The organism is Enterobacter sp. Acro-832 (assembly GCF_011752745.1).
In the GTDB taxonomy this organism is placed as follows: domain Bacteria; phylum Pseudomonadota; class Gammaproteobacteria; order Enterobacterales; family Enterobacteriaceae; genus Enterobacter; species Enterobacter quasiroggenkampii.
In genome coordinates, this window is the sequence record NZ_VWWX01000001.1 from 99,697 (window position 1) to 122,118 (window position 22,422).

22 protein-coding genes are annotated in these 22,422 nt (G+C 56.6%); 10 read left to right on the forward strand and 12 right to left on the reverse strand.

The window, feature by feature from the left end:
- Positions 1-4 precede the first annotated feature (4 nt).
- From cydB to F3J31_RS00455, 7 genes are all read right to left on the reverse strand, one after another.
- Positions 5-1,015, reverse strand: a complete 1,011-nt coding sequence (cydB, locus tag F3J31_RS00425) for a cytochrome d ubiquinol oxidase subunit II (protein ID WP_167210557.1) — start codon at positions 1,013-1,015, stop codon at positions 5-7.
- Positions 1,015-2,418, reverse strand: coding sequence for a cytochrome ubiquinol oxidase subunit I (locus F3J31_RS00430; RefSeq protein ID WP_048223144.1), 1,404 nt, complete (start codon positions 2,416-2,418; stop codon positions 1,015-1,017). The genes cydB and F3J31_RS00430 overlap by 1 nt, the downstream gene beginning before the upstream one ends.
- A gap of 67 nt (positions 2,419-2,485) precedes the next feature.
- Entirely contained in the window at positions 2,486-3,358 is an 873-nt protein-coding gene (locus tag F3J31_RS00435) for a manganese catalase family protein (protein ID WP_008502274.1), read from the reverse strand.
- Positions 3,359-3,375: 17 nt separating this feature from the next.
- Complete coding sequence (locus tag F3J31_RS00440; protein ID WP_014831871.1) at positions 3,376-3,882, reverse strand: ferritin-like domain-containing protein; 507 nt, start codon at positions 3,880-3,882, stop codon at positions 3,376-3,378.
- 25 nt (positions 3,883-3,907) lie between these two features.
- On the reverse strand, positions 3,908-4,111 hold the full coding sequence (locus tag F3J31_RS00445) for a hypothetical protein (protein WP_013096662.1): 204 nt from the start codon (positions 4,109-4,111) through the stop codon (positions 3,908-3,910).
- A gap of 23 nt (positions 4,112-4,134) precedes the next feature.
- Positions 4,135-4,629 carry a ferritin-like domain-containing protein gene (locus F3J31_RS00450; RefSeq protein WP_023311678.1) on the reverse strand — a complete coding sequence of 165 codons (495 nt, stop codon included), beginning with the start codon at positions 4,627-4,629 and terminating at the stop codon, positions 4,135-4,137.
- A gap of 94 nt (positions 4,630-4,723) precedes the next feature.
- On the reverse strand, positions 4,724-4,909 hold the full coding sequence (locus tag F3J31_RS00455; RefSeq protein WP_004150795.1) for a general stress protein: 186 nt from the start codon (positions 4,907-4,909) through the stop codon (positions 4,724-4,726).
- A gap of 527 nt (positions 4,910-5,436) precedes the next feature.
- On the opposite strand from F3J31_RS00455, the gene F3J31_RS00460 reads away from it, so the two are divergent.
- Both F3J31_RS00460 and F3J31_RS00465 read left to right on the forward strand, forming a co-directional pair.
- Entirely contained in the window at positions 5,437-6,780 is a 1,344-nt protein-coding gene (locus F3J31_RS00460) for a VOC family protein (protein WP_045910509.1), read from the forward strand.
- Positions 6,781-6,823: 43 nt separating this feature from the next.
- The gene (locus F3J31_RS00465; protein WP_167210559.1) at positions 6,824-8,329 is read left to right on the forward strand and encodes a carboxylesterase/lipase family protein; all 1,506 of its coding nucleotides are present in this window, start codon (positions 6,824-6,826) and stop codon (positions 8,327-8,329) included.
- Here F3J31_RS00465 and F3J31_RS00470 read toward each other — a convergent pair.
- Positions 8,316-9,158 carry a LysR family transcriptional regulator gene (locus tag F3J31_RS00470; RefSeq protein WP_167210562.1) on the reverse strand — a complete coding sequence of 281 codons (843 nt, stop codon included), beginning with the start codon at positions 9,156-9,158 and terminating at the stop codon, positions 8,316-8,318. The genes F3J31_RS00465 and F3J31_RS00470 overlap by 14 nt on opposite strands.
- Positions 9,159-9,272: 114 nt before the next feature.
- On the opposite strand from F3J31_RS00470, the gene F3J31_RS00475 reads away from it, so the two are divergent.
- The 4 genes from F3J31_RS00475 to rimL all read left to right on the forward strand — a co-directional run bounded on the left by F3J31_RS00475 (position 9,273) and on the right by rimL (position 13,778).
- Positions 9,273-10,442 carry a pyridoxal phosphate-dependent aminotransferase gene (locus tag F3J31_RS00475; protein WP_104948593.1) on the forward strand — a complete coding sequence of 390 codons (1,170 nt, stop codon included), beginning with the start codon at positions 9,273-9,275 and terminating at the stop codon, positions 10,440-10,442.
- A 22-nt stretch (positions 10,443-10,464) separates the two neighbouring features.
- Positions 10,465-11,238, forward strand: a complete 774-nt coding sequence (locus F3J31_RS00480; RefSeq protein ID WP_048030514.1) for a transporter substrate-binding domain-containing protein — start codon at positions 10,465-10,467, stop codon at positions 11,236-11,238.
- A 242-nt stretch (positions 11,239-11,480) separates the two neighbouring features.
- Entirely contained in the window at positions 11,481-13,136 is a 1,656-nt protein-coding gene (locus F3J31_RS00485; RefSeq protein ID WP_045910514.1) for a glucan biosynthesis protein, read from the forward strand.
- 102 nt (positions 13,137-13,238) lie between these two features.
- Positions 13,239-13,778 (forward strand): 50S ribosomal protein L7/L12-serine acetyltransferase, encoded by a 540-nt coding sequence (gene rimL, locus F3J31_RS00490; RefSeq protein WP_167210565.1) that lies wholly within the window; start codon positions 13,239-13,241, stop codon positions 13,776-13,778.
- On the opposite strand, the gene ydcK is transcribed toward rimL, so the two are convergent.
- Positions 13,773-14,753, reverse strand: coding sequence for a YdcK family protein (ydcK, locus tag F3J31_RS00495; RefSeq protein ID WP_167210569.1), 981 nt, complete (start codon positions 14,751-14,753; stop codon positions 13,773-13,775). The two genes, rimL and ydcK, sit on opposite strands and share 6 nt — an antisense overlap.
- Positions 14,754-14,887: 134 nt before the next feature.
- On the opposite strand from ydcK, the gene tehB reads away from it, so the two are divergent.
- Positions 14,888-15,481 (forward strand): tellurite resistance methyltransferase TehB, encoded by a 594-nt coding sequence (gene tehB / locus F3J31_RS00500; protein WP_048030510.1) that lies wholly within the window; start codon positions 14,888-14,890, stop codon positions 15,479-15,481.
- Here tehB and pepT read toward each other — a convergent pair.
- Complete coding sequence (gene pepT, locus F3J31_RS00505; RefSeq protein ID WP_167210572.1) at positions 15,478-16,707, reverse strand: peptidase T; 1,230 nt, start codon at positions 16,705-16,707, stop codon at positions 15,478-15,480. The two genes, tehB and pepT, sit on opposite strands and share 4 nt — an antisense overlap.
- A gap of 111 nt (positions 16,708-16,818) precedes the next feature.
- Here pepT and F3J31_RS00510 point away from each other — a divergent pair, with 111 nt between their 5' ends.
- On the forward strand, positions 16,819-18,414 hold the full coding sequence (locus F3J31_RS00510; RefSeq protein ID WP_167212003.1) for an ABC transporter substrate-binding protein: 1,596 nt from the start codon (positions 16,819-16,821) through the stop codon (positions 18,412-18,414).
- Positions 18,415-18,549: 135 nt separating this feature from the next.
- A complete protein-coding gene (locus F3J31_RS00515) occupies positions 18,550-19,224 on the forward strand; it encodes a DUF3313 domain-containing protein (protein WP_045910520.1) in 675 nt (224 codons plus the stop codon).
- Positions 19,225-19,258: 34 nt separating this feature from the next.
- Here F3J31_RS00515 and F3J31_RS00520 read toward each other — a convergent pair whose 3' ends face one another.
- Complete coding sequence (locus tag F3J31_RS00520) at positions 19,259-20,155, reverse strand: EamA family transporter (RefSeq protein WP_167210575.1); 897 nt, start codon at positions 20,153-20,155, stop codon at positions 19,259-19,261.
- 173 nt (positions 20,156-20,328) lie between these two features.
- Here F3J31_RS00520 and F3J31_RS00525 point away from each other — a divergent pair, with 173 nt between their 5' ends.
- Complete coding sequence (locus tag F3J31_RS00525; protein ID WP_167210578.1) at positions 20,329-21,201, forward strand: helix-turn-helix transcriptional regulator; 873 nt, start codon at positions 20,329-20,331, stop codon at positions 21,199-21,201.
- Here F3J31_RS00525 and F3J31_RS00530 read toward each other — a convergent pair.
- The gene (locus tag F3J31_RS00530; RefSeq protein WP_126533892.1) at positions 21,181-22,347 is read right to left on the reverse strand and encodes a benzoate/H(+) symporter BenE family transporter; all 1,167 of its coding nucleotides are present in this window, start codon (positions 22,345-22,347) and stop codon (positions 21,181-21,183) included. The two genes, F3J31_RS00525 and F3J31_RS00530, sit on opposite strands and share 21 nt — an antisense overlap.
- Between the last annotated feature and the right edge of the window lie 75 nt (positions 22,348-22,422).

The window sequence follows — 22,422 nt, forward strand, 5'->3', positions numbered from 1 at the left end:
TTCCTCAGTGATAGCCTTCAGTATCCGAGACCTTGCCCCGGAAAACGTAGTAGCTCCAGGCGGTGTACACCAGGATCACCGGAATAATCAGTAACGTCCCAACCAGCATAAACAGCTGGCTGGCAGGCGGGGCTGCGGCCTCCCACAGGGTGATGCGTGGCGGAATAATGTTTGGCCAGAGGCTGATGCCCAGCCCGCTAAACCCGAGGAAAATCAGCCCCAGCGTCAGCAGGAAAGGGCGCGCGTGGCTGGCCGGGTTGCGGGTCAGGCGCCAGATCAGCACGCTGAAGATGCCGACCAGCAGAGGAACCGGCAGGAACCAGAAGAAGTTGGGCAGGGTAAACCAGCGGTCGGCGACGTACTGCCAGCCGAGCGGCGTCCAGACGCTGACTACCGCGATAACCACCATCAGGGCCAGCAGCACGTGGCGGGTCAGCTCGCGCATGCGTTGTTGCAGCGCGCCTTCGCTTTTCATAATGAGCCAGGTGGTGCCCAGCAGCGTGTAGGCGACGACCAGTCCGATGCCGCAGAAGAGGTTAAAGGGGGTGAGCCAGTCCAGCGCCGAGCCGACAAAGCGTCGGCCCTCCACGTCAAAGCCGTTGATCACCGCCCCCACCACCACGCCCTGGCTAAAGGTGGCGAGCAGGGAGCCGCCGGCAAAGGAGTAGTCCCAGAACCGACGGTGTGAGGGGGTGGCTTTGAAGCGGAACTCAAAGGCGACGCCGCGAAAAATAAGGCCGATCAGCATTGCGGTGAGGGGGATCGTCAGCGCATCAATAATCACCGCGTAGGCCAGCGGAAACGCGCCGAACAGCCCCGCACCGCCGAGCACCAGCCAGGTCTCGTTGCCGTCCCAGACAGGCGCTACGCTGTTGACCATCACATCGCGCTCTTTCGCATCGCCCACGAAGTTAAACAGCAGGCCAATGCCCAGATCGAAGCCATCCATAATGATGTACATCAGCGTGGCAAACACGATAATGGCAAACCAAATCACTGAGATATCGACGCCCATCAGATTCTCTCCTCTTCCGGAACAGACTCAGCGGCAGACAGCGGACGGGCAGGTGTGCCCGAGGTGTTTGACGTCAGCGTATCGACGGGCTGAGGTCCTTTCTTAATCAGCCGGATGAGATAAACATAGCCCACGCCAAACACGGATGAGTAGACAACGAAGAACGCCAGCAGGCTGATGCTCATCTGTAGGGTACTGTGCAGCGATACCGCGTCGATGGTGCGCAGGTAGCCATAGACGACCCACGGCTGACGCCCCACTTCGGTGGTCACCCATCCGGCGAGCAGCGCCAGCAGCCCGGCCGGCCCCATGCAGAGGGCAAACCACTGGAACGGACGCGACTGGTAAAGTCGATGGCGATAGCGTAGCCAGAGGCTGACCAGACCAAGGGTAATCATCAGCAGTCCCATCCCGACCATCACGCGGAACGACCAGAAAACGATGGTCGAGTTTGGCCGATCCTCTTTCGGGAAGTCTTTCAGCGCCGGGACCTGCTTGTCCAGACTGTGCGTAAGAATCAGGCTGCCGAGCGCGGGGATCTCCAGGCCGTATTTGGTGCGCTCTTCCTCCATATCCGGCAGACCAAACAGCAGCAGCGGGGTGGCCTCACCGGGGGGATTTTCCCAGTGGCCCTCAATGGCGGCAATTTTTGCCGGCTGATGTTCAAGCGTGTTCAGGCCGTGCATATCGCCCACCACCGCCTGAATGGGCGCGACCAGCAGCGCCATCCACATCGCCATCGAAAACATGGTGCGAACGGCGGGCGTATCGTTACCGCGCAGCAGATGCCATGCCCCCGATGCCCCGACAAACAGCGCGCTGCTCAGAAACGCGGCGATAGCCATATGAATAAGACGGTAAGGGAAGGAGGGGTTAAAGACGATGGCCAGCCAGTCCTGCGGGATCACCTGGCCGTTCTCGATAGTAAAACCCTGTGGCGTGTGCATCCAGCTGTTGGAGGCGAGGATCCAGAAGGTCGACATCAGCGTGCCGAGCGCCACCATGCAGGTCGAAAAGAAGTGCAGCCCGGGGCCGACTTTGTTCCAGCCGAACATCATGACGCCAAGGAATCCGGCCTCCAGGAAGAAGGCGGTTAATACCTCGTAGGTCAGAAGCGGGCCGGTAATGCTGCCCGCGAACTGAGAGAACCCGCTCCAGTTGGTGCCAAACTGATACGCCATCACCAGCCCGGAAACGACGCCCATGCCGAAGTTAACGGCAAATATCTTTAGCCAGAAGTGGTATAACGATCGCCAGACGTCGTTTTTGGTGCGCAGCCACATGCCCTCCAGCACCACCAGGTAGCTGGCGAGACCGATGGTGATCGCTGGAAACAGGATGTGGAACGAGACGGTAAAAGCGAACTGAATTCTGGCCAGATGAAACGCATCGAGTTCGAACATGGTCCGTACCTCTGAGACGATGGGGCACGCGAATTGCCGGGCAGTTCAGGCCTGCCCGGCAAACCGATTACGGTTTAGTCTTACCGGCACCCAGCTCGGCACCGGTCAGCGGGTCGGAATGTGGATCGGATTTCGTGCGGGCAGACATCGCCTTGACCAGGGTTGCCTGCTCGGTTGTGAGCGTGACGCTGGCACTGCCATCGCCGCCATCCACCGCAGGCTGGGGGGACTCAACGTAATCGAAGTGTTTATCGCTGTTCCAGCTTCCGCGAACCTCTCCACCTTCAGACATATTGTAGTACTTGTTGGTGAATTCCTCGATTGGCGGCAGTTTTCCCGGCGGGAAATTATTACGGATGGACTGCAGCGCCTTCTCAAAGGAGAGCTGATGCGCCGCCTCACGCGTCATCAGAAACGCCAGGGCATCTTTAACGCCGGGATCGTCAGTCACGTTGATCAGCCGTTCATAGATGATTTTGGCTCTGGCCTCGGCCGCCACGTTTGAGCGCAGGTCCGCCGTCGGCTCGCCAATGGTGTCGACGTAGGCCGCCGTCCAGGGCACGCCCGCCGAGTTGGTGAGCGGGGTACCGCCGCCGTAGAGCAGGGAGGTGATGTGGCTGTCATTGCCGTTTTCGGTCATGGAGCGATACAGCTCGGCCTCATTTTCCACCCCTTCCGCCAGCGCGCCCTTGGCACCTTTATTCAGCATACCGACCAGGGTACCGATGATTTCGAGGTGGCTTAATTCCTCGGTCGCGATATCCATCAGCATATCCTTGCGGCCCGGATCGTCATCGCTCAACCCTTGCGTAAAGTAGCGGCAGGCGGCGGCCAGTTCACCCTGCGGTCCGCCAAATTGTTCCAGTAAAAGGTTGGCCAGGCCGGGATTCGGTTCGGCGACGCGAACCGTGTATTGCAGCTGTTTGACGTGTCGAAACATAGGCACTCTCCTGTGGGTTATTTTTTCGCTTCGACACCCGATGCGTCTGAGCGCAGCAGGAACTGTTCCGTCGTTTGCGGGATATGGCGAATCAGCCAGTCGGCCATTTCGCGCTCTTCTGCGAGGATCGTCTCAATAGCGGGTACCGAAGCGGTGTCCCCGGCTTTTTTGGCCGCTGCCAGCAGGGAGGTATAGCAGGCGATTTCAAACTGTTCGAAGACATAGCCGCTGATCGAGCCCTTCACGATTTCGTCTGAAGGGAACATGCCGCCGATGGATTGCCCCAGCGCCGCCATTTTGCTCATCGAGTCTTTTAAGACCGAACGAGAAATATCATTACGGTCGAGGATTTCCTCCAGCAATGTGATTTGCCGTTTTGTCTCATTAATATGCTGTTCAATTCTGGCGCGAACATCAGGATAATTATCGATACGGCTGGCCATGGATTCCAGCATAGATTCGGCTTGCTTTTCCATCGCATGGGCATCGCGTAGCCAGTCATGGTAGTGTTCTACGTGATTCATCATTGTATCCTCATTAGGGGTTCGCTTATTTGGTCTCACTTTCAGCAGCCTGATCGGCACGTGCGGCACTGTAGCCAGATAAATGGCCGACAATATTGGCATAGATACTGATGATAATGACCCATAGCACGCTGTTCTTCCACCATATTACGGAAGGGATAGCGAGTATGAACCATATTATAGCTGCCGTTAAATGGCACCGTTTAATTGTCCTGGGACTGATGCTCATTTTATTTAACCTGTGTTATTGCGTTATTTCTGCGCTTTTTGGTTAATATTTCCAACGGCCAGGTCGGTGAGTTTAAGGTCGGTCTCTTTTTCTTCTTCCAGCGTTTCGGCAAGAAGTTTAACGGCTTTTTTATAGCCCAGTTGTTCTGCTAATGTGGCAAGGGTACCGTAGCTGGCTATTTCGTAATGCTCAACTTTTTGTGCAGCGGCAATTAACGCGGCATCTCGGACTTCATTTTTTTCCGTGCTTTCGATGACTTCGTTGGCTTCTTCAATTAAGCCTTCCATCGCCACGCACTTCATGCGTTTGATCTTAATACCGTCTTCCTGCTCGACGATCTGGTCGATACGTTCAATCTGACCTTGCGTCTCCTCCAGGTGTGCGGTAAAGGCGGCGCTCAGCTTCTCGCTGGAGGCGGCGCGGGCAAGTTTACTTAACGCTCGGGTAAGCTGCTTTTCTGCGCTGTAGGTATCCGACAGAAGATGAATAAATACATCCTCAACACTTTTCATATTCATAATAATTACGCTCCGGTAAAATAATGAAAGGGTACTGCGAGCTTTTCAGCCCGCAGCATGCTCTCTGGTTTTATTAAAAGAGTACTAAATAAGATCAGGAGTTATCAGACTTACGGCCTCCGCCGTGACTGTTCTGTCCCCCTTTCTTACCCGCTTCAGATGCGCGTTGCGGATCGTTTTTAAAATTACCACCGCTGTGCTGGCCACCTTTACGTCCAGCTTCTGATGCTTTTTCACGGTCTTCAGCGAAATTACCGGAACCACCACGATGCTCTGCCATATTAAACCTCATAGTCATATATTGGTTATGTCAGTACGATACGAAAATATTCCGTATCACTCGTCGTTCGAGTAATAACTCTAGTCGCTGTGCGTCATCCGTCAAATGCGTTTTGCTATTTGCGGCTGCGTTATTTTTTAAATATTTGTAAATTTACGCTTCGCTTGAAATGGAAATATGGATAGGCAGGAAGGACTTGTAAACAACCATTAAGATTAATCCTAACTTAGAGCTAAAAATTTGAAAGGTGAGGATAAAAATAATGGCGTACTCAAATTTGTTGATTTGTAGTCAGGGAAAATAAAAAATACTCCTTTATAGCTAGAAAGCGAAACCCTAAATAATTATAAGGAAAATCCTGGATAAATGCGTTCAGGTCGAAAGGGCGGTTTCGTTAAGGCTCGTTCAGGGGCTAGTAGCATACGGTTTGACCACTGTCGTCTTAAGATCACAAATCAGAAATTCTTCCCCCCGGAAGGAACGGGTTTCTCTACACTCCAGGTAATATTCACTGGAGGCATGACATCATGGCGAACACCATCACGGCTGATGACATTCGGGAACACTTTTCGCAGGCTATGTCGGCGATGTACCAGCAGGAAGTTCCGCAGTATGGCACCTTGCTCGAACTGGTTGCGGACGTAAACCTGGCGGTGCTGGAAAATAACCCACTATTACATGAACAACTGGCAAACGCCGATGAGCTTGCGCGCCTGAACGTGGAGCGTCACGGGGCGATCCGCGTTGGCACAGCACATGAACTTTCAACCCTGCGTCGTATGTTTGCCATTATGGGGATGTACCCGGTCAGCTATTACGATCTCTCCCAGGCGGGGGTGCCGGTCCACTCAACGGCGTTTCGCCCGATCGATGATGCGGCGCTGTGCCGTAATCCGTTTCGTATCTTTACGTCGCTGCTGCGCCTTGAGCTGATTGACAACGTCGCGCTGCGCGAACGGGCGGCGGAAATCCTCTCTCACCGAAACATCTTTACCCCGCGCTGCCTGGCGCTGCTCGATCTGTATGAATCTGAGGGGCAGTTTACTGACGAACAGGCGCACGAGTTTGTGCAGGAAGCGCTGGAAACCTTCCGCTGGCACCGTCATGCGACGGTCGATCAGGAAACCTATCAGGCGCTGCATAACGAGCATCGCCTGATTGCCGATGTGGTCTGCTTCCCGGGCTGCCATATTAACCACCTCACGCCGCGCACGCTGGATATTGACCGGGTGCAGGAGCTGATGCCGAAGTACGGTATCGAGCCGAAAATTTTGATTGAAGGGCCGCCGCGTCGCGAGGTGCCCGTCCTGCTGCGTCAAACCAGCTTTAAAGCCCTGGAAGAGCCGGTGCTGTTTGCCGGGGAACATAAGGGCACCCACACTGCGCGCTTCGGTGAGATTGAGCAGCGCGGCGTGGCACTGACCCCGAAAGGGCGTGAACTGTACGATAGCCTGCTTTCCCAGGCCGGTACCGGCAAAGATAACCTGACGCATCAGCTGCATCTGCGGGAGATCTTTAGCGCCTTCCCGGACAGTGAACTGCTAATGCGCCGTCAGGATCTGGCGTATTTCCGCTACCGTCTGACGCCTGCGGGTGAAGCGCATCGCCATGCGTTCCGGCCGGGCGATGATCCGCAGCCGCTAATAGAGCGCGGATGGGTGGTCGCTCAGCCGATCACCTACGAAGATTTCCTCCCGGTTAGCGCCGCCGGGATATTCCAGTCCAATCTCGGGAATGAAACCCAGGCCCGTAGCCACGGCAACGCCAGCCGCGATGCGTTTGAAGACGCTCTGGGCTGCCCGGTGTATGACGAGTTCACGCTCTACCAGGAGGCTGAAACCCGCAGCAAACAGCGTTGCGGTTTGCTCTGAAATCGTTACTCTGCTGGGGTGTGATGGAAAAAATAAGGTCGTTATGCAAAATCCTTCCGCCCCTGTGGTTGAAACGCGCCAGGGCGCACTGTCTGGTTTAACCGATGAAAATGTCCACGTCTGGTGCGGCATGCCCTACGCCGCACCGCCCGTGGGCGAGTGGCGCTGGCGCTCCCCGCGGCCCCCTGAGCCGTGGGATGGCGTTCGCCAGGCTACTACCTTTTCGGCCTCAAGCTGGCAAAGCAGCGAATATTGTCAGGAGCTGGGCGGGGGCGATCCCGGTCAGTTCTCGGAAGACTGTCTTTATCTGAACGTCTGGTCCCCCAAAGAGCGCGCCGGGGCGCTTCCGGTTATGGTCTGGCTGCACGGGGGCGGGTTTACGATTGGCGCAGGCGGCCTGCCGCCTTATAACGGCAAATCGCTGGCCACACGCGGGGTGGTTGTGGTCACGATTAACTATCGTCTCGGCCATCTCGGCTTTTTCGCCCATCCCGCGCTGGAAGGCGAGGAAGATCGCGTGGTGCATAATTTTGCCCTGCTGGATCAGATCGCGGCCCTCGAATGGGTTAGGGACAATATCGCCGCATTTGGTGGCGACCCCGCTAACGTGACCCTGTTTGGCGAATCCGCCGGTGCGCGCAGCGTGCTCTCTCTGCTGGCATCGCCCCTGGCGGCTGGCTTGTTCCACAAGGCGATTGTGCAAAGCGGGTATACCTTGCCGGACACGCCGCGTGAACAGGCGCTGCAAAAAGGGGAGGCGCTGGCCGCCCATTTTGGCCTGGAGAAGGCGACTGCTGAGCAGCTGCGCGCCATTCCGCCGGACGCGTTCTGGCCGTTAACCGCGCCGCTGAACGTCGCCCCGGCGCCCATCGTCGGGGACTGCGTTCTACCCGAAGCGATGCTGGACGTCTTTTTCGCTGCCCGCCAGCATCCCGTACCGGTGATGATTGGGTCGAACAGCGATGAGGCCAGCGTGATGGCGGTGTTTGGCATCGATCTCGCCGGGCAAATCCAGAAGCTCCGCCGGGAGCGACGCTTCGGGCTGGGGCTGATTAAGCTGCTCTATCCGGGCGTCAAAGGTGATGAGGAGTTGGGCAGGCAGGTGTGCCGCGACATGGCGTTCACCACGATGGGCTACGTCGTGATGCAGGCGCAGCAGCGCGTCGGCGGACTGTGCTGGCGTTACTGGTTTGACTATGTTGCGGAAGCGGAACATGCCACCTATATCAACGGCGCCTGGCACGGCAATGAAGTGCCCTACGTCTTCGATACCCTCGGCCAGGTGGAGCCTTCACGCCAGTATGTCAACGAACGGGATTTACAGTTTGCTGCGCAGGTCGCCGATTACTGGGTGAGCTTTGCGCGAGACGCAGGGCCTCGTGAGATCCTGCCAGGGCCGACGCACTGGCCCGCATGCCGAAAAGGGCGGGACGTTTTGTTACGCATTGGCGTGAATAAACATGCAGGTTTCCGGCTTGAAAACCGCTTTATGCGCGCCCGCATGAGCCTCTTCAAGCGGGTGATGAAGCACCACGTCAGCCTCGATTAAGCAAACAGGCGCGAAACGCCGCCAGTCCATTTTCCTCCCCTGGCGTTTCGCGCAGTACCAGCCGGTAGCTCGCGCCGGTTTTTATGCTGGTTTCATAAGGCCGCATCAGTCTTCCCGCGCGGACATCTTCGGCCACCAGCGTTTCGTCGGCAATGGCCACACCCAGCCCCTGAATGGCGGCCGTGATGGCGAGATCCATCGTGTCGAAGTGTTGATTTTTGTGCATGGCAAAGCCCGGACCTTCCTGTTTCGTCAGCCACAGCGACCAGTCTGTCTTATCCCTTGTGGGGTGCAGGAACGTCAGCGATCCCATCGCTGCACCCGCCCGCACCGGGCTTATCACCGGGGTGAGCGCCTCTTCGAACAGCAGGTCGCCTGCGCTCATGTGTGTGCCGAACACGATGGCCGCGTCGTAAGATTCGGTTTTGAAATTGACGTTGTGATCGGTGGTGGTGGTCAGGGCAATCTGCAGATCCGGCTGCTCACGCTCCACCTCCAGCAGGCGCGGCACCAGCCAGCGCATGGCACAGGTGGGTGCCTTGAGCCGGATCACGGTCTGCTGGCTGCGGGCCTGGTCGGCCACGGTCAGCAAGTGTTCGAAAGCAGACTGCAGTTCCGGGAGCAGGGCGCTGCCCTGCGAAGAGAGGCGCAGGCCGCGCGCGTGGCGTTCAAAAAGCGGAAAGCCAAACCACGCTTCGAGGGAGGCTATCTTGCGGCTCACGGCCCCCTGCGTCAGGCAAAGTTCTGCGGCAGCATGGGTCAGATTCAGGTGACGCGCGGTGACTAAAAATGCGTCGATGGCATTAAGCGGGAGCGAACGGCGCGACATGGAAACACCTCAGCTATGCATTTTTCTCATGGCTATTATGACAACAATTCGATTGTCCCGACAACAGAGATGTTGTTTGAATAGTTATGCAATGTCCATGAGAAGGGAAAGAGGATGACTTTACGAACGCCAGTGCAAACGCGCTCTAAACTGCCCGATGTGGGCACCACCATTTTTACCGTTATCGGCCAGCTCTCGGCGCAGCATAACGCGATTAACCTTTCTCAGGGCGCACCGAATTTTTCCTGCGACCCGAAGCTTGTTGCGGGCGTTACCCGCGCAATGGAGGCGGGGCATAACCAGTATGCGTCGATGACCGGTCTGCAGCCGCTCAAAGAGCGTATTGCCGATAAAATTGCCACCCTATACGGCACGCGGTATGACCCGGCCAGCGAGGTGCTGGTGACCGCCAGCGCCAGCGAAGGGCTCTATTCGGCAATCAGCGGGCTGGTGCACCCGGGTGATGAGGTGATCTACTTTGAGCCGTCATTTGACAGCTACGCGCCGATTGTCCGTCTGCAGGGGGCAACGCCGATTGCCATCAAGCTCACCGTGCCGGATTTTGCCGTCAACTGGGACGAAGTCCGGGCTGCCATCACCCCGCGCACGCGCATGATCATCATCAATACGCCGCACAACCCGAGCGGCCAGGTTTTTTCAGCCAACGACCTGCAGCAGCTGGCGGCGCTGACGCGCAATACCGACATCATTATTTTGTCTGACGAAGTGTATGAACACGTGGTGTTTGACGGTGAGCCGCACCACGGGATGGCCACGCACCCGCAGCTGGCGGAGCGTAGCGTGATTATTTCTTCTTTCGGAAAAACCTATCACGTCACCGGCTGGCGCGTGGGTTACTGTGTTGCACCGGCGGTGCTGATGGACGAGATTTGTAAAGTCCATCAATTTTTAATGTTTTCTGCCGATACGCCAATGCAGCACGCGTTTGCTGAACATATGGTCGACCCGCAAACCTGGCTGTCGCTGTCGGCGTTTTACCAGCGCAAGCGCGATCTGCTGCAGAGTCTGCTGGCCGATTCGCCGTTCACGCTGCTGCCCAGCGCCGGATCGTTCTTCATGCTGGCGGACTACAGCCAATTCAGCAACGAGCGCGACAGCGAGCTGGTGAAACGGCTGATCGTTGAGTACGGTGTAGCTACCATTCCGCTGTCGGCGTTTTATGCGGACGGTACGGATAATAAATTGATTCGTCTCTCTTTTGCGAAAGATGAGGCGACGTTACGGGCAGGTGCCCAAGCCCTGTGTCGGGTTAAACCACGCTGAGATAGGCTCTGAGGAGTTTGAGATGAAAATACGCGCGCTAGTTGTCGGCATGGGATTGCTGTGTACCTTTTCCTCCTTCGCGGCGTCCGAGCTGCGTTACGGTCTGGAAGCCGAATATCCGCCGTTTGAAAGCCGCAATGCGGCAGGCGAACTGGAAGGGTTTGACGTTGAGCTGGGGAATGCCATCTGCAAAGCGGCAGCGCTGAAGTGCAGTTGGGTGGAAACCTCGTTTGATGCGCTGATCCCGGGCCTGGTGGCGAAGAAATTCGACGCCATCAACTCGGCGATGAATATCACCGAGCAGCGCCGCAAGAGCATTGATTTTACCCAGCCGATTTACCGTATTCCGTCGCAGTTGGTGGGCAAGGCCGGCACGGCGGTTGAGGCGACGCCTGAAGGGCTGAAGGGGAAAACCATCGGCGTGCTGCAGGGATCCATTCAGGAAACCTATGCCAAAGAGCACTGGGAAAAGCAGGGTGTCACCGTGGTGTCGTATAAAGATCAGAATATGGCCTGGGGCGATCTGCTGAATGGCCGTATCGACGCCTCGCTGGTCATGTCCGCGGCCGGGCAGGCAGGTTTCCTCAGCAAGCCGCAGGGGAAAGGGTTTGGCTTCATCGGCAAGCCGGTGTCTGACGACACTATCCTCGGCAGTGGGATCGGCTTTGGTTTGCGTAAAGGTGACGAGGCCACCAAAAAGCAGCTTGATGCCGCAATTGATAAAGTACGTGCCGACGGCACGATCGCCAAACTCGCTGATAAGTACTTCCCGGGTATCGATGTCAGCGTAAAATAACCGCCTCATTCGCCCCGTCAGCTGATGTCCTGACGGGGCATTTTTATACACATTTTCCAGGCTTTCTTTACACCACTTTCGGGCCGTTCTGGTCGACAGAAAATATTTCTCACTTTGTTCAGATAATCACCGGCCAACAATTGGATTCTTAACCATTTTTGTTTAGGCTGTGCGTTCTTTCTTGCCGTCATTTCGCCGAGCGCGAAACACATTCACACGACCATAAGGACGTTTTTCCAGGCATGAATCGCAGACGTTTTCTAAAAGGCTCGCTGGCAGTGGCAGCCCTGAGCGGCACATCCGGCCTTGCTTCCCTGTTTTCCAAAGCGGCATACGCTGCTGACTCTGACATTGCTGACGGCCAGAGTCGTCGTTTTGACTTCTCCGTCCTGCAATCCATGGCGCATGACCTGGCGAAAACCCCGTGGGGTGGCGCGCCGCGCCCGCTGCCGGAGACGCTGGCCACGATGACGCCGCAGGCGTACAACGCCATCCGCTACGATGAAAAGCAGTCACTGTGGAACAACATTGAAGGGCGTCAGCTGGACGTGCAGTTCTTCCATATGGGAATGGGGTTCCGCCGTCGCGTGCGGATGTTCTCGCTGGACCAGTCCACCTCTATGGCGCGCGAGATCCACTTCCGTCCGGAGCTGTTCAGCTACGGTGAAACGGGGGTGGATACCAAACAGCTGGAAGGGCAAAGCGATCTCGGCTTTGCGGGCTTCCGCGCGTTTAAGGCGCCGGAGCTGGCGCGTCGCGATATCGTCTCTTTCCTGGGCGCGAGCTATTTCCGCGCGGTGGATGACACTTACCAGTACGGCCTTTCCGCCCGCGGCCTGGCGGTAGATACCTTTACCGACACGCCGGAAGAGTTCCCGGACTTTACCTCCTTCTGGTTTGAGACCGTCAAGCCCGGCGACACGACCTTTACCGTCTATACGCTGCTCGACAGCCCGAGCATCACGGGTGCCTATAAATTCGTGATCCACTGCGAGAAGAGTCAGGTGATCATGGAGGTGGAAAACCATCTCTTCGCGCGTAAGGACATCAAGCAGCTCGGCATCGCGCCGATGACCAGCATGTTCAGCTGCGGTAATAACGAACGCCGCATGTGTGACACTATTCACCCGCAAATCCATGACTCCGACCGCCTGGCGATGTGGCGCGGCAACGGGGAGTGGATCTGTCGTCCGCTGAACAACCCGCAGAAGCTGCAGTTCAATGCCTATATGGACAAAAACCCGAAAGGGTTCGGTCTGCTGCAGCTCGATCGCGATTTCTCGCACTATCAGGACGTGATGGGATGGTACAACAAGCGTCCAAGCCTGTGGGTGGAACCGCGTAACGACTGGGGTAAAGGCGCGGTTGGCCTGATGGAGATCCCGACCACCGGTGAAACGCTGGATAACGTGGTCTGCTTCTGGCAGCCGGAAAAAGCCGTCAAAGCGGGCGACGAGCTGGACTTCAAATATCGCCTCTACTGGAGCGCGATGCCGCCGGTGCGCTCCCCGCTGGCCAACGTCTACGCCACCCGCACCGGCATGGGCGGCTTCCCGGAAGGCTGGGCACCGGGCGAAAACTACCCGAAAGTGTGGGCCCGTCGCTTTGCCATCGACTTCGTCGGCGGCGACCTGAAGGCTGCTGCGCCAAAAGGCATCGAGCCGGTGATTACGCTCTCCAGCGGTGAAGCGAAGCAGGTAGAGATCCTCTACGTTGAGCCGTTTGACGGCTATCGCATTCTGTTTGACTGGTACCCGACGTCAGATTCGACGGAACCGGTGGATATGCGCCTGTTCCTGCGCTGCCAGGGCGATGCCATCAGCGAAACCTGGCTGTACCAGTATTTCCCGCCAGCGCCGGATAAACGTCAGTATGTTGACGACCGGGTAATGCGTTAACTTTTGTGGGATTGTGCCGGGTGGCGGCTTCGCCTTACCCGGCCTACGTTTCAGTACTGTAGGCCCGGTAAGCGCAGCGCCACCGGGCGATGACGAGGCACCATGACATCTGAAATCATCCCCGTTTCACAACACATCGAACTACGTTCCGTCGAAGAGCGCTACACCGCCGACCTGCACAATCTCGTCGTCAAAAACAGAGCCTTTCTGCAAACCGCCTTTGACTGGGCGCAGCACGTGGGCAGCGAAGAGGATACCCGCCGCAACGTGCAGAGTAACCAGATGCTGCACCAGCGCGGCTACGCCAAAATGTTTCTGATCTTCATGGATGATGCGCTGGTTGGCGTGCTGTCGTTCAACACGATTGAACCGACCAACAAAGCCGGCTACATCGGCTACTGGTTGGATGAAGCCCACCAGGGTCAGGGCATTCTCTCTCAGTCACTGCAGGCGTTTATGCGCTACTACGCTGAACGCGGTGAGATCCGTCGTTTTGTGATCAAGTGTCGGGTGGCGAATCAGCACAGCAACAGCGTTGCCGTGCGCAATGGTTTTACGCTGGAAGGGTGCCTGCGGGAAGCGGAATACCTGAATGGCCGCTTTGACGATGTCAATATCTACGGCCGGATCTATACCCTATAACGCGCCCAGCAGCGGCGTGCGGGTGATGCGCTGGTCGCCGTTAATCACTTTTTCGCCGCGCAGGTGAATGCTCTCGCCGGCAAACGCTTCAATGACCGCATCGTCGGTGATTTCAACACGGTGTTCGATAAGCACATCTCCGCTGATGCGCGCGCGCCCCTGGATCACCACTTTATCATCCAGCATGATCGGCCCGCCGCGCAGCCAGGCCTGCCCGCCAATCAGGACGTGATGCTTGATGACGCAGTTGCCTTCGACCACGGCATTCTCCGCAATCTGCGAGCTGTAGCGCACCGTGGGGATGGCATCGTCGTCAAACCCGGCTATCACGCGGGCGTTACCATAAACTTTTGCGCAGTCGCACACCCAGACGTTGTTCAGTTCGTTACCCTCCAGGATCGCGCTGTCGAAGACTTCGGCCCGGTGTTCAACAAAGGCAAAATTGACCATCGCCTTGCCGTAGATTTGTGCCTGGTGCAGAATCCGCGACTGGCTCACCGTCGCCTTGTCGTAGATTTGCAGGATCTGTTCATGGTCCGGCGTCAGCCCTTTGGCGGCAATGACCACGCTGTGATGCAGCACGCGCGCGTCGCCGTAGATATGACACTCGCCCCGTACGCAGGATTGCTGAATGGTGACGTTGTCACTTATTCGCGCCCCGTGGCTGACCTCCGCGCCGTCCAGCCAGCAGCTGTCGCCGATATGCGCGTCATGGCTAATGAAGCATGGAAGGGTAAGACGCGCGTTGCCGGAGACGACTGCCCCCGCGAACACCACGCTGTTTTCATCGTAGATCCAGCAGTCGCCGTCCTGCGCGAGGGCGCGCTCATCGTCAATCCAGCCGCCTCTCGTGCCGACTGTCACGTCGTTAAAGTCCGCCGTGGCGATAATCTGCCGCAGCGCGGTGGCGTGGGTGGTTTCGCCGTTTTTCCATTGCCAGAGGCGGGTCTCGTCGCTAAGGCGATATTTGTTCATCTTCATGTCTCTGATAAGCGTCTTCACTAAACGTAGCAAAGTTTTCGCTTTTCGAGCGGCTGGCAACCAGACGGCAAACGCCTTAAAATGGCATGTAAAATGCACTTTCACTTTATGCGAACGCAGGAAAAATAATGACGGTCGATGAGAATTACTTCACAGAGAAATATGGCTTAACCCGTACCCATTCAGAGGTGCTGTACAGCGCGGAGATTGTGAAACCCGGTAAAACGCTGGATCTGGGCTGCGGCAACGGCCGAAACAGCCTGTACCTTGCGGCCAACGGGTACGATGTGACCGCGTGGGACAAGAACCCGATGAGCATCGACAATATCGAGCGCATCAAGGCGGAAGAAGGGATCGCTAATCTGCATACCGCGATTAAGGATCTGAACAACCTGAGCTTTGACGGCCAGTACGATTTTATTCTCTCTACCGTGGTGATGATGTTCCTGGAGGCAAAAACCATCCCGGGCCTTATCGCCAATATGCAGCGCTGCACGACGCCGGGCGGTTACAATCTGATCGTTGCCGCCATGGATACGGCAGACTACCCCTGCACGGTCGGCTTCCCGTTTGCCTTCAGGAGCGGTGAGCTGAGCAACTACTACGAAGGCTGGGAGTTGCTCAAATACAACGAGGACGTTGGCGAACTGCACCGCACTGATGAAAACGGCAACCGCATCAAGCTGCGCTTTGCCACGATGCTGGCACGCAAGCCCGCTTAACGGGCGGCCAGCAGGCAGATCTGCAGGGCCGTCTTATAAGACGCCTCAAACGACGACAGCGGCAGGAATTCAAACTTCGAGTGGAAGTTATGCGCCCCGGTGAAGAAGTTCGGCGTGAGTAGCCCTTTAGCCGAGAGCGCCGCGCCGTCGGTGCCGCCGCGCATTGGCGTCGGTTTCGGCGTGATGCCGAGCGATTCCATCGCCTCGAACATCAGATCGATTGCGCGCCGGTCTTCGCCAATCGCATTGCTGATATTGCTGTAGGTATCTTCAATGCGATAGTCCACGCTGGCCGTCGGATATTGGGCGGCAATCAGCGCGGCCACGTCGGCAATCTGCTGCTTGCGCGCGGCAAAGCTCTCCTTATCAAAGTCGCGTATATTGGCCTTAAGAACGGCCTCGTTCTGTCCGGCCTGAATGCCGTTAAACCAGATATAGCCTTCACGTCCCTCGGTGCACTCTGGCGTTTGCTGGCGGTCAAAATGGCTGATGTAATCAGTCGCCATCAGCAGGGGATTCACCAGCACGCCTTTGGCGGACATCGGATGCGCCGTCACGCCGGTAAAACGGATTTCCGCGGCTGCCGCATTAAAGTTCTCGTAGACAATCTCACCCAGCTCGCAGCAGTCAATGGTCCAGGCAAAATCGACGTCGAAGCGCTTAAGATCCAGCGCCTTGGCACCGTTCAGGCCGATCTCTTCGTCAGGCACAAACGCCACGACGATATCCCCATGCTGATGTTCCGCCGTCAGGTTTTCCAGCACCGTCATGACCACCGTGACCGCCGATTTATTATCGGCGCCCAATACGCTGGTTCCGTCGCTGAAAATAATCTCCTCGTTCGGATAAGCCAGAATTTCGGGATGCTCGTTTACCCGTAGCCAGATGTCTTTCTCTTTATTCAGACAGAGATCTTCACCGCTAAACGTTAATATTTGTGGATGAATATCCGGTGAAAGTCCCACGTCGACGGTATCAATATGGGTAATAAAGCCGATGCGCGGCGCACCGGGCACGTTGCCTTTTTTAACCGCCGTCACCGTGGCGAATTCATCAATCACAATGTCGTCTAACCCCAGTTGTGCCAGCTCCTGCGCCAGCTCGCGCGCCATGTCATGCTGGCCCGGCGTTGAGGGCAGGGTTTTGACTCTGGGATCGCTCTGGCTGGTGATCGCGAGATAGCGGAAAAAACGGTGCGTTAATTGTCTGGAAAGCGGCGAGCCCATAGTGATTTATTCCTTATTTATTTTTCAGGTGTTTGCCACATCACTTTAATGTTATTTATGAAATGGCAAAAGAATTAATTAGCCGTCGAATTAAAAAGACAGGAATAAATGATGACAAGCAAACTCACAACTTTCACATTGGCGCTCGCGGCACTCACGGTCAGTTCCGCTGTCGCTGCGAAAACGCTGGTGTATTGCTCCGAAGGATCGCCGGAAAACTTTAACCCTCAGCTTTACACCTCAGGAACCAGCGTCGACGCCAGCGCCGTGCCGGTCTATAACCGTCTGGTCGATTTCAAACCCGGCACCACGGAGCTGGTGCCGAGCCTGGCGGAGCGCTGGGAGGTGAGCGACGACGGCAAGGTTTACACTTTCCATCTGCGTAAGGGCGTGAAATTCCAGAGCAATAAATCCTTCACGCCGACCCGTGACTTTAACGCCGACGACGTGATCTTCTCGTTTATGCGGCAAAAAGACGTGAATCATCCCTACCACAACGTCTCTAACGGCAGCTATTCCAACTTCGAAAGCCTGGAGTTCGGCAGCCTGATTACCGCCATTGATAAAGTCGATGACCACACCGTGCGCTTCACCCTGGCGCACCCGGAAGCGCCGTTTGTCGCCGATCTGGCCTGGTATTTTGCCTCGATCCTTTCAGCGGAGTATGCCGACGCGATGCTGAAAGCGGGCACGCCGGAGAAGGTGGATATGGAGCCCATCGGCACCGGGCCGTTTAAGCTGGCGCAGTATCAGAAGGATTCCCGGATCCTGTTCACGGCGTTTGCCGACTACTGGCAGGGGAAATCGAAGCTGGACAGGCTGGTGTTTAGCATCACCCCGGATGCCTCCGTGCGTTTTGCCAAAATAGAGAAGAACGAATGTCAGGTGATGCCGTTCCCGAACCCGGCCGATTTGCCGCGCATGAAGGCCAACAAAGATATCAACCTGATGAGCAAAGCCGGACTGAATACCGGCTTCCTGGCGTTCAACACGCAGAAGCCGCCGCTGGATAACGTGAAGGTCCGTCAGGCGCTGGCGATGGCCATCAACAAACCGGCCATTATTGATGCGGTTTTCCACGGTACCGGCACCGTGGCGAAGAATCTGCTGCCGCCGGGCGTCTGGAGTGCCGACAGCGAGCTTAAGGATTACGACTACGATCCTGAAAAAGCCAAAGCGCTGCTGAAAGAGGCCGGCTTTGCCAGCGGCGTCAGCATCGATTTATGGGCGATGCCGGTTCAGCGTCCCTATAACCCGAATGCGAAACGCATGGCGGAGATGATTCAGGCGGACTGGGCGAAAGTCGGCGTACAGACCAAAATCATTACCTACGAATGGGGCGAGTATCTGAAACGCGTGAAGGGCGGAGAGCATCAGGCCGCGCTGATGGGCTGGACGACGGCCACCGGCGATCCGGATAACTTCTTCGGCCCGCTCTTTACCTGCACCTCGGCGAACGGCGGGTCAAACTCGGCGAAATGGTGCTACAAACCCTTCGATAACCTCATTGCCGAGGCGAAATCGATAACCGATCATGATAAACGCGTGGCGTTGTATAAAGAGGCGCAGCAGATGATGCATGACCAGATGCCTGCGGTGATGATTGCGCATTCAACGATTTTCGAACCGGTACGCAAGGAGGTGAAGGGCTATGAAATCGACCCGTTTGGCAAACATCTGTTCTGGCAAGTGGATATAAATCAGTAATTTTTCACTGCCCGGCTTGTGTCCGGGCAATCTTTTTGCAATTTGTGCTCACCGCATCATTTTTTGTCACAACAAACCCGCCCGTCTTTTGCTATAACTTCAAATGCATACTTGCAGATAACATGGAAAACTATCATGCGTACTCAAACTTTTTTTAAAGTTGCAGTGCTTACTGGTCTGTTGGCGTTGGCGGGCTGTTCTTCAAAAGTCGCCGCTCCAGAACAATACTCCGGCTTTTTAAAAGACTACTCAGGCTTGCAGCAGACAACGTCTGCGACGGGTAAACCAACGCTGCGTTGGGTTGATCCTTCTTATAATGAGGCTAACTACGACAGTATTCTCTGGACACCGATTACCTATTACCCAACGCCAAAACCGACCACGCAAATTGGTCAAAAAACGCTTGATGAGTTGTTGAATTACACCAATAACAAAATGAAAACGGCGATTGGTACGCGTAAGCCGGTTGTGACCACGCCGGGTAAACATAGCCTGATTTTCCGCGGCGCGATTACCGGGGTGAGTTCGCAGAAAGAGGGGCTGCAGTTCTATGAAGTGGTGCCTGTTGCGCTGGTGGTTGCCGGTACGCAGATGGCGACCGGACACCGCACCATGGATACGCATCTCTTCTTTGAAGGCGAGCTGATCGATGCGGCCACCAACAAACCGGTCATGAAGGTGGTACGTAAAGGCGAAGGTAAAGAGCTGAATAACGAAAGCACGCCAATGACCTTTGCGACGCTGAAGCAGGTTGTTGATGATATGGCGACGGATGCCACCATGTTTGATGTGAAAAAGACCGCAAAATAAAATAAAACGGCCTGCGTAATGCAGGCCTTTTTATTTACGCCATCCGTAAGCGTCTGAACCAGGTTTCCGGTTTGGTAAACATCACCATATTTCCTCCCAGGATCAGCACTAATCCCACGATACCGTTGACATGCCAGACGTAGCCTTCATAGACCGTGGAGATGGAGAGCGCCACCAGCGGAAAGAGCAGCGTGCTGTAGGCCGCTTTGCCTGGGCCAATACGTCCCACCAGCGTGAAGTAGGCACCAAAAGCAATCACCGAGCCAAACAGGGCCAGATACACCAGCCCGCCGAGATAGTTCACCGTCCATTCCGGCACAAAGCTATCGCCTCTGAACAGCGCAATGCAGCCCATCACCAGCGTGCCATAGAGCATCGCCCAGGCGTTGGTGGTCATGGTTTCCAGGCCTCTGCGCTGATGGCGCATGCTGATCATATTGCCCAGCGAGAAGCCGTAGGTTCCGAGCGCGGAAAGCCCAATGCCGGTCAGGAGTGACGCGCTCCAGCCGCTGGCCAGCAGATCGTCCCAGAAGAGGGTGACAATCCCAACCAGCCCCAGTGCCGCCGCCGTCCAGAAACGCGCGGGCGGGCGCTGTCCGAAGAAAATAAAGCTGTTAATGGCGTTATAGAGCACCGCCATGGAGAAGATCACCGACTCCAGTCCGGTATTGATATGTGCCGCTGCCGTGTAAAAACACCAGAAGTTAAAGCAGAAAACACAGCATCCCTGAAGCAGGCAAAAAAGATGATCCCGAAGCGCCAGCGTGCGCAGGCGACGCAGGGCGAGTAACACCACCATCATGGTGAGGCTGGCGACGGCGAAGCGCCAGAAAATCGACACCGGCGCCGCGACGGGGCCTTGCTGCAGGAAAATCGCAATCCAGGTGGTTCCCCAGATAATGACCACGAGTCCATATAATAATGCGTTCATAGTTGTCTCTTCTCAAACCGCGGAAGCCCGCAGTATGGCGCTGAACTGCGTATCGGGCTTTCACCTGCTTGCGGGTGACTTGCAAAATCTTGCGCTTTTTTCTTCCCTGGGGTCTGGCAACGGGGGACAACTCTTTTTAGACTGATATTCCGATCATTCATGCGCTAACGGTTATGTCTCACGCTTACGATACCTTTGAAACGCTTTGCCAACAGAATGCAGTCCTGCGGGAAACCATCTCGCTGAATTCGGGTATTCAGCTGGCAGCGTGGTACAACAAGCACGACACGATAACCGTTAAAAGTAACCATCATACCCTCAGCCTGTACGTGGCGGACGGCTACGAAAGCTATCAAAAAACGCCGGGCGGCTGGAAGAACGGTGGGGGGCCGGACCGTTTCTGCCTGATGCCCAAAGAGAGCGAATCGACGTGGGATATCCGTGATGACCTGTCGTTTGTGCATCTCTACTGCACCGATGAACACCTGCGCGACGTGGGGGAGAAAATCTGGGACAAGCGACCGCTTTCGCTGACTCTGGACGAGCGTATTTTTGGCAGCGATCCGAAGATCACCACGCTGTATCGCCAGTTTTTACTGGGCTGTGACTGGCAGCAGCACGCCAATCAGCTGGCCCTGAGCACGGCCTCCACGCTGCTGCTGACCCATCTGCTGCAAAACTACTCAAACGTGCAGTGGAAGCTGCCGGTTGTCACGGGAGGGTTGTCGCCGTTTGTGCTGCGCAACGTCCTCGCCTTTATCGAAGAGAATCTCGGGCAGCCCCTGACGCTGGCCGAACTGGCGGCGCAGGCTGCCCTCAGCGAATACCATTTTGCCCGCATGTTCCGCCAGTCGACGGGGCTGGCGCCGCATCAGTATGTGATGCAGAGGCGAATGGATAAAGCGAAAGCCCTTGTCCAGCATACGACGACGCCGCTGACGGAGATCGCGCTTGCCTGCGGGTTTAACTCCGCCAGCCACTTCAGCAACCGCTTTCGCAGCGCGACGGGCATGACGCCTTCGCAGCTACGCGCGGCGAGCGCGTGAAAACAGGGCGTAGCATACCCCGCCCAGCACCAGCCCCCAGAATGCCGAACCGATGCCCAGGATTGTCACGCCGCTTGCGGTCATCAGAAATGTGACGATAGCCGCGTCGCGCTCCGCTTCGTGACTCAGCGCCTGATATAAACTCCCGCTGATGGTGCCCAGCAGGGCCAGACCGGCCAGCGTCTGGATCCAGCTGAGCGGCAGCGCGGCCATCAGTCCGGTAATGGAGCCACCGAAAATTCCCGCCAGAAGATAAAACCCTCCCGCAGCGATGGCCGCCAGCCAGCGTTTACCCGCATCCGGGTGTGCATCCGGGCTTTGGCAAATGGCGGCGGTAATGGCCGCAATGCAGATTGAAAAGACGCCAAACGGAGAAAACAGCAGCGCCATTCCCCCCGTAACGATAATGAGCGGTGAGACCGCCAGCGGGTAACCGGAGGCTTTCATCGTGGCGAACCCCGGCGCGTTTTGTGAGGCCATGGTGACCAGGAAGAAGGGCAAGCCAATACTCACCAGGCTGGTGAAGGTGAAGGCGGGCGCAATAAATTCGGGCATCACCAGTGAAAGCGTGAGCTTATCCGTGACAACGTCACCACCGACCCATGCCACCATACCGCCTACCAGCAGCGTGACCACGATGGCATAGCGCGGCGACAGCGCTTTCGCGATCAGCCACGCCGCAATCATGCTGCCGCACAGCAGAAAGTGCCCCTCCAGATGCGCAAACGCGTGCAGGCCAAACTGCAGCAATACCCCGGCCAGCATGGCGGCAGCAAGTGAATGGGGGATCAACTTCATCAGACGGGCGAAAAGCCCGGTAACGCCGCAGAGCAAAATAAGCGCATTCGCAAAGATGAACACGCCAATGGTTTCCGCCAGCGTGACGCCGTGCAGGCTGGTGGCGAGCAGCGCCGCGCCGGGCGTCGACCAGGCGGTCAGTACGGGCGCTTTGTACCACCAGGAGAGCGCCAGCGTGCTGACGCCCATCCCAATCCCCAGCGCGGTCATCCAGCCCGCAATCTGCTGCGCGCTGGCGCCTGCCGCGGCGGCGGCCTGCCAGATGATGGCTGCCGAGCTGGCGTAACCGACCAGCACGGCGACAAATCCAGCCAGTGCGACTGGAATAAGATGAGAGGAAGGGCGCATGAAAACTCCGTTGTGCGTTATAACGTCCGCAGTAAGGTAGCACTGTGCGCTATAGCGTACAAGTGGTATGCTGAA

Coding starts and splice junctions, on each gene's coding strand:
- F3J31_RS00445 (WP_013096662.1), bottom strand. CDS start 4,111: ATGAGCATCAGTCCCAGGACAATTAAACGGTGCCATTTAACGGCAGCT.
- F3J31_RS00510 (WP_167212003.1), top strand. CDS start 16,819: ATGACAAGCAAACTCACAACTTTCACATTGGCGCTCGCGGCACTCACG.
- F3J31_RS00520 (WP_167210575.1), bottom strand. CDS start 20,155: ATGAACGCATTATTATATGGACTCGTGGTCATTATCTGGGGAACCACC.
- F3J31_RS00440 (WP_014831871.1), bottom strand. CDS start 3,882: ATGAATCACGTAGAACACTACCATGACTGGCTACGCGATGCCCATGCG.
- F3J31_RS00530 (WP_126533892.1), bottom strand. CDS start 22,347: ATGCGCCCTTCCTCTCATCTTATTCCAGTCGCACTGGCTGGATTTGTC.
- F3J31_RS00470 (WP_167210562.1), bottom strand. CDS start 9,158: ATGTCGCGCCGTTCGCTCCCGCTTAATGCCATCGACGCATTTTTAGTC.
- F3J31_RS00480 (WP_048030514.1), top strand. CDS start 10,465: ATGAAAATACGCGCGCTAGTTGTCGGCATGGGATTGCTGTGTACCTTT.
- pepT (WP_167210572.1), bottom strand. CDS start 16,707: ATGGGCTCGCCGCTTTCCAGACAATTAACGCACCGTTTTTTCCGCTAT.
- F3J31_RS00455 (WP_004150795.1), bottom strand. CDS start 4,909: ATGGCAGAGCATCGTGGTGGTTCCGGTAATTTCGCTGAAGACCGTGAA.
- rimL (WP_167210565.1), top strand. CDS start 13,239: ATGACATCTGAAATCATCCCCGTTTCACAACACATCGAACTACGTTCC.
- F3J31_RS00430 (WP_048223144.1), bottom strand. CDS start 2,418: ATGTTCGAACTCGATGCGTTTCATCTGGCCAGAATTCAGTTCGCTTTT.
- F3J31_RS00515 (WP_045910520.1), top strand. CDS start 18,550: ATGCGTACTCAAACTTTTTTTAAAGTTGCAGTGCTTACTGGTCTGTTG.
- F3J31_RS00460 (WP_045910509.1), top strand. CDS start 5,437: ATGGCGAACACCATCACGGCTGATGACATTCGGGAACACTTTTCGCAG.
- F3J31_RS00435 (WP_008502274.1), bottom strand. CDS start 3,358: ATGTTTCGACACGTCAAACAGCTGCAATACACGGTTCGCGTCGCCGAA.
- F3J31_RS00465 (WP_167210559.1), top strand. CDS start 6,824: ATGCAAAATCCTTCCGCCCCTGTGGTTGAAACGCGCCAGGGCGCACTG.
- F3J31_RS00485 (WP_045910514.1), top strand. CDS start 11,481: ATGAATCGCAGACGTTTTCTAAAAGGCTCGCTGGCAGTGGCAGCCCTG.
- F3J31_RS00525 (WP_167210578.1), top strand. CDS start 20,329: ATGTCTCACGCTTACGATACCTTTGAAACGCTTTGCCAACAGAATGCA.
- F3J31_RS00475 (WP_104948593.1), top strand. CDS start 9,273: ATGACTTTACGAACGCCAGTGCAAACGCGCTCTAAACTGCCCGATGTG.
- ydcK (WP_167210569.1), bottom strand. CDS start 14,753: ATGAACAAATATCGCCTTAGCGACGAGACCCGCCTCTGGCAATGGAAA.
- tehB (WP_048030510.1), top strand. CDS start 14,888: ATGACGGTCGATGAGAATTACTTCACAGAGAAATATGGCTTAACCCGT.
- F3J31_RS00450 (WP_023311678.1), bottom strand. CDS start 4,629: ATGAATATGAAAAGTGTTGAGGATGTATTTATTCATCTTCTGTCGGAT.
- cydB (WP_167210557.1), bottom strand. CDS start 1,015: ATGGGCGTCGATATCTCAGTGATTTGGTTTGCCATTATCGTGTTTGCC.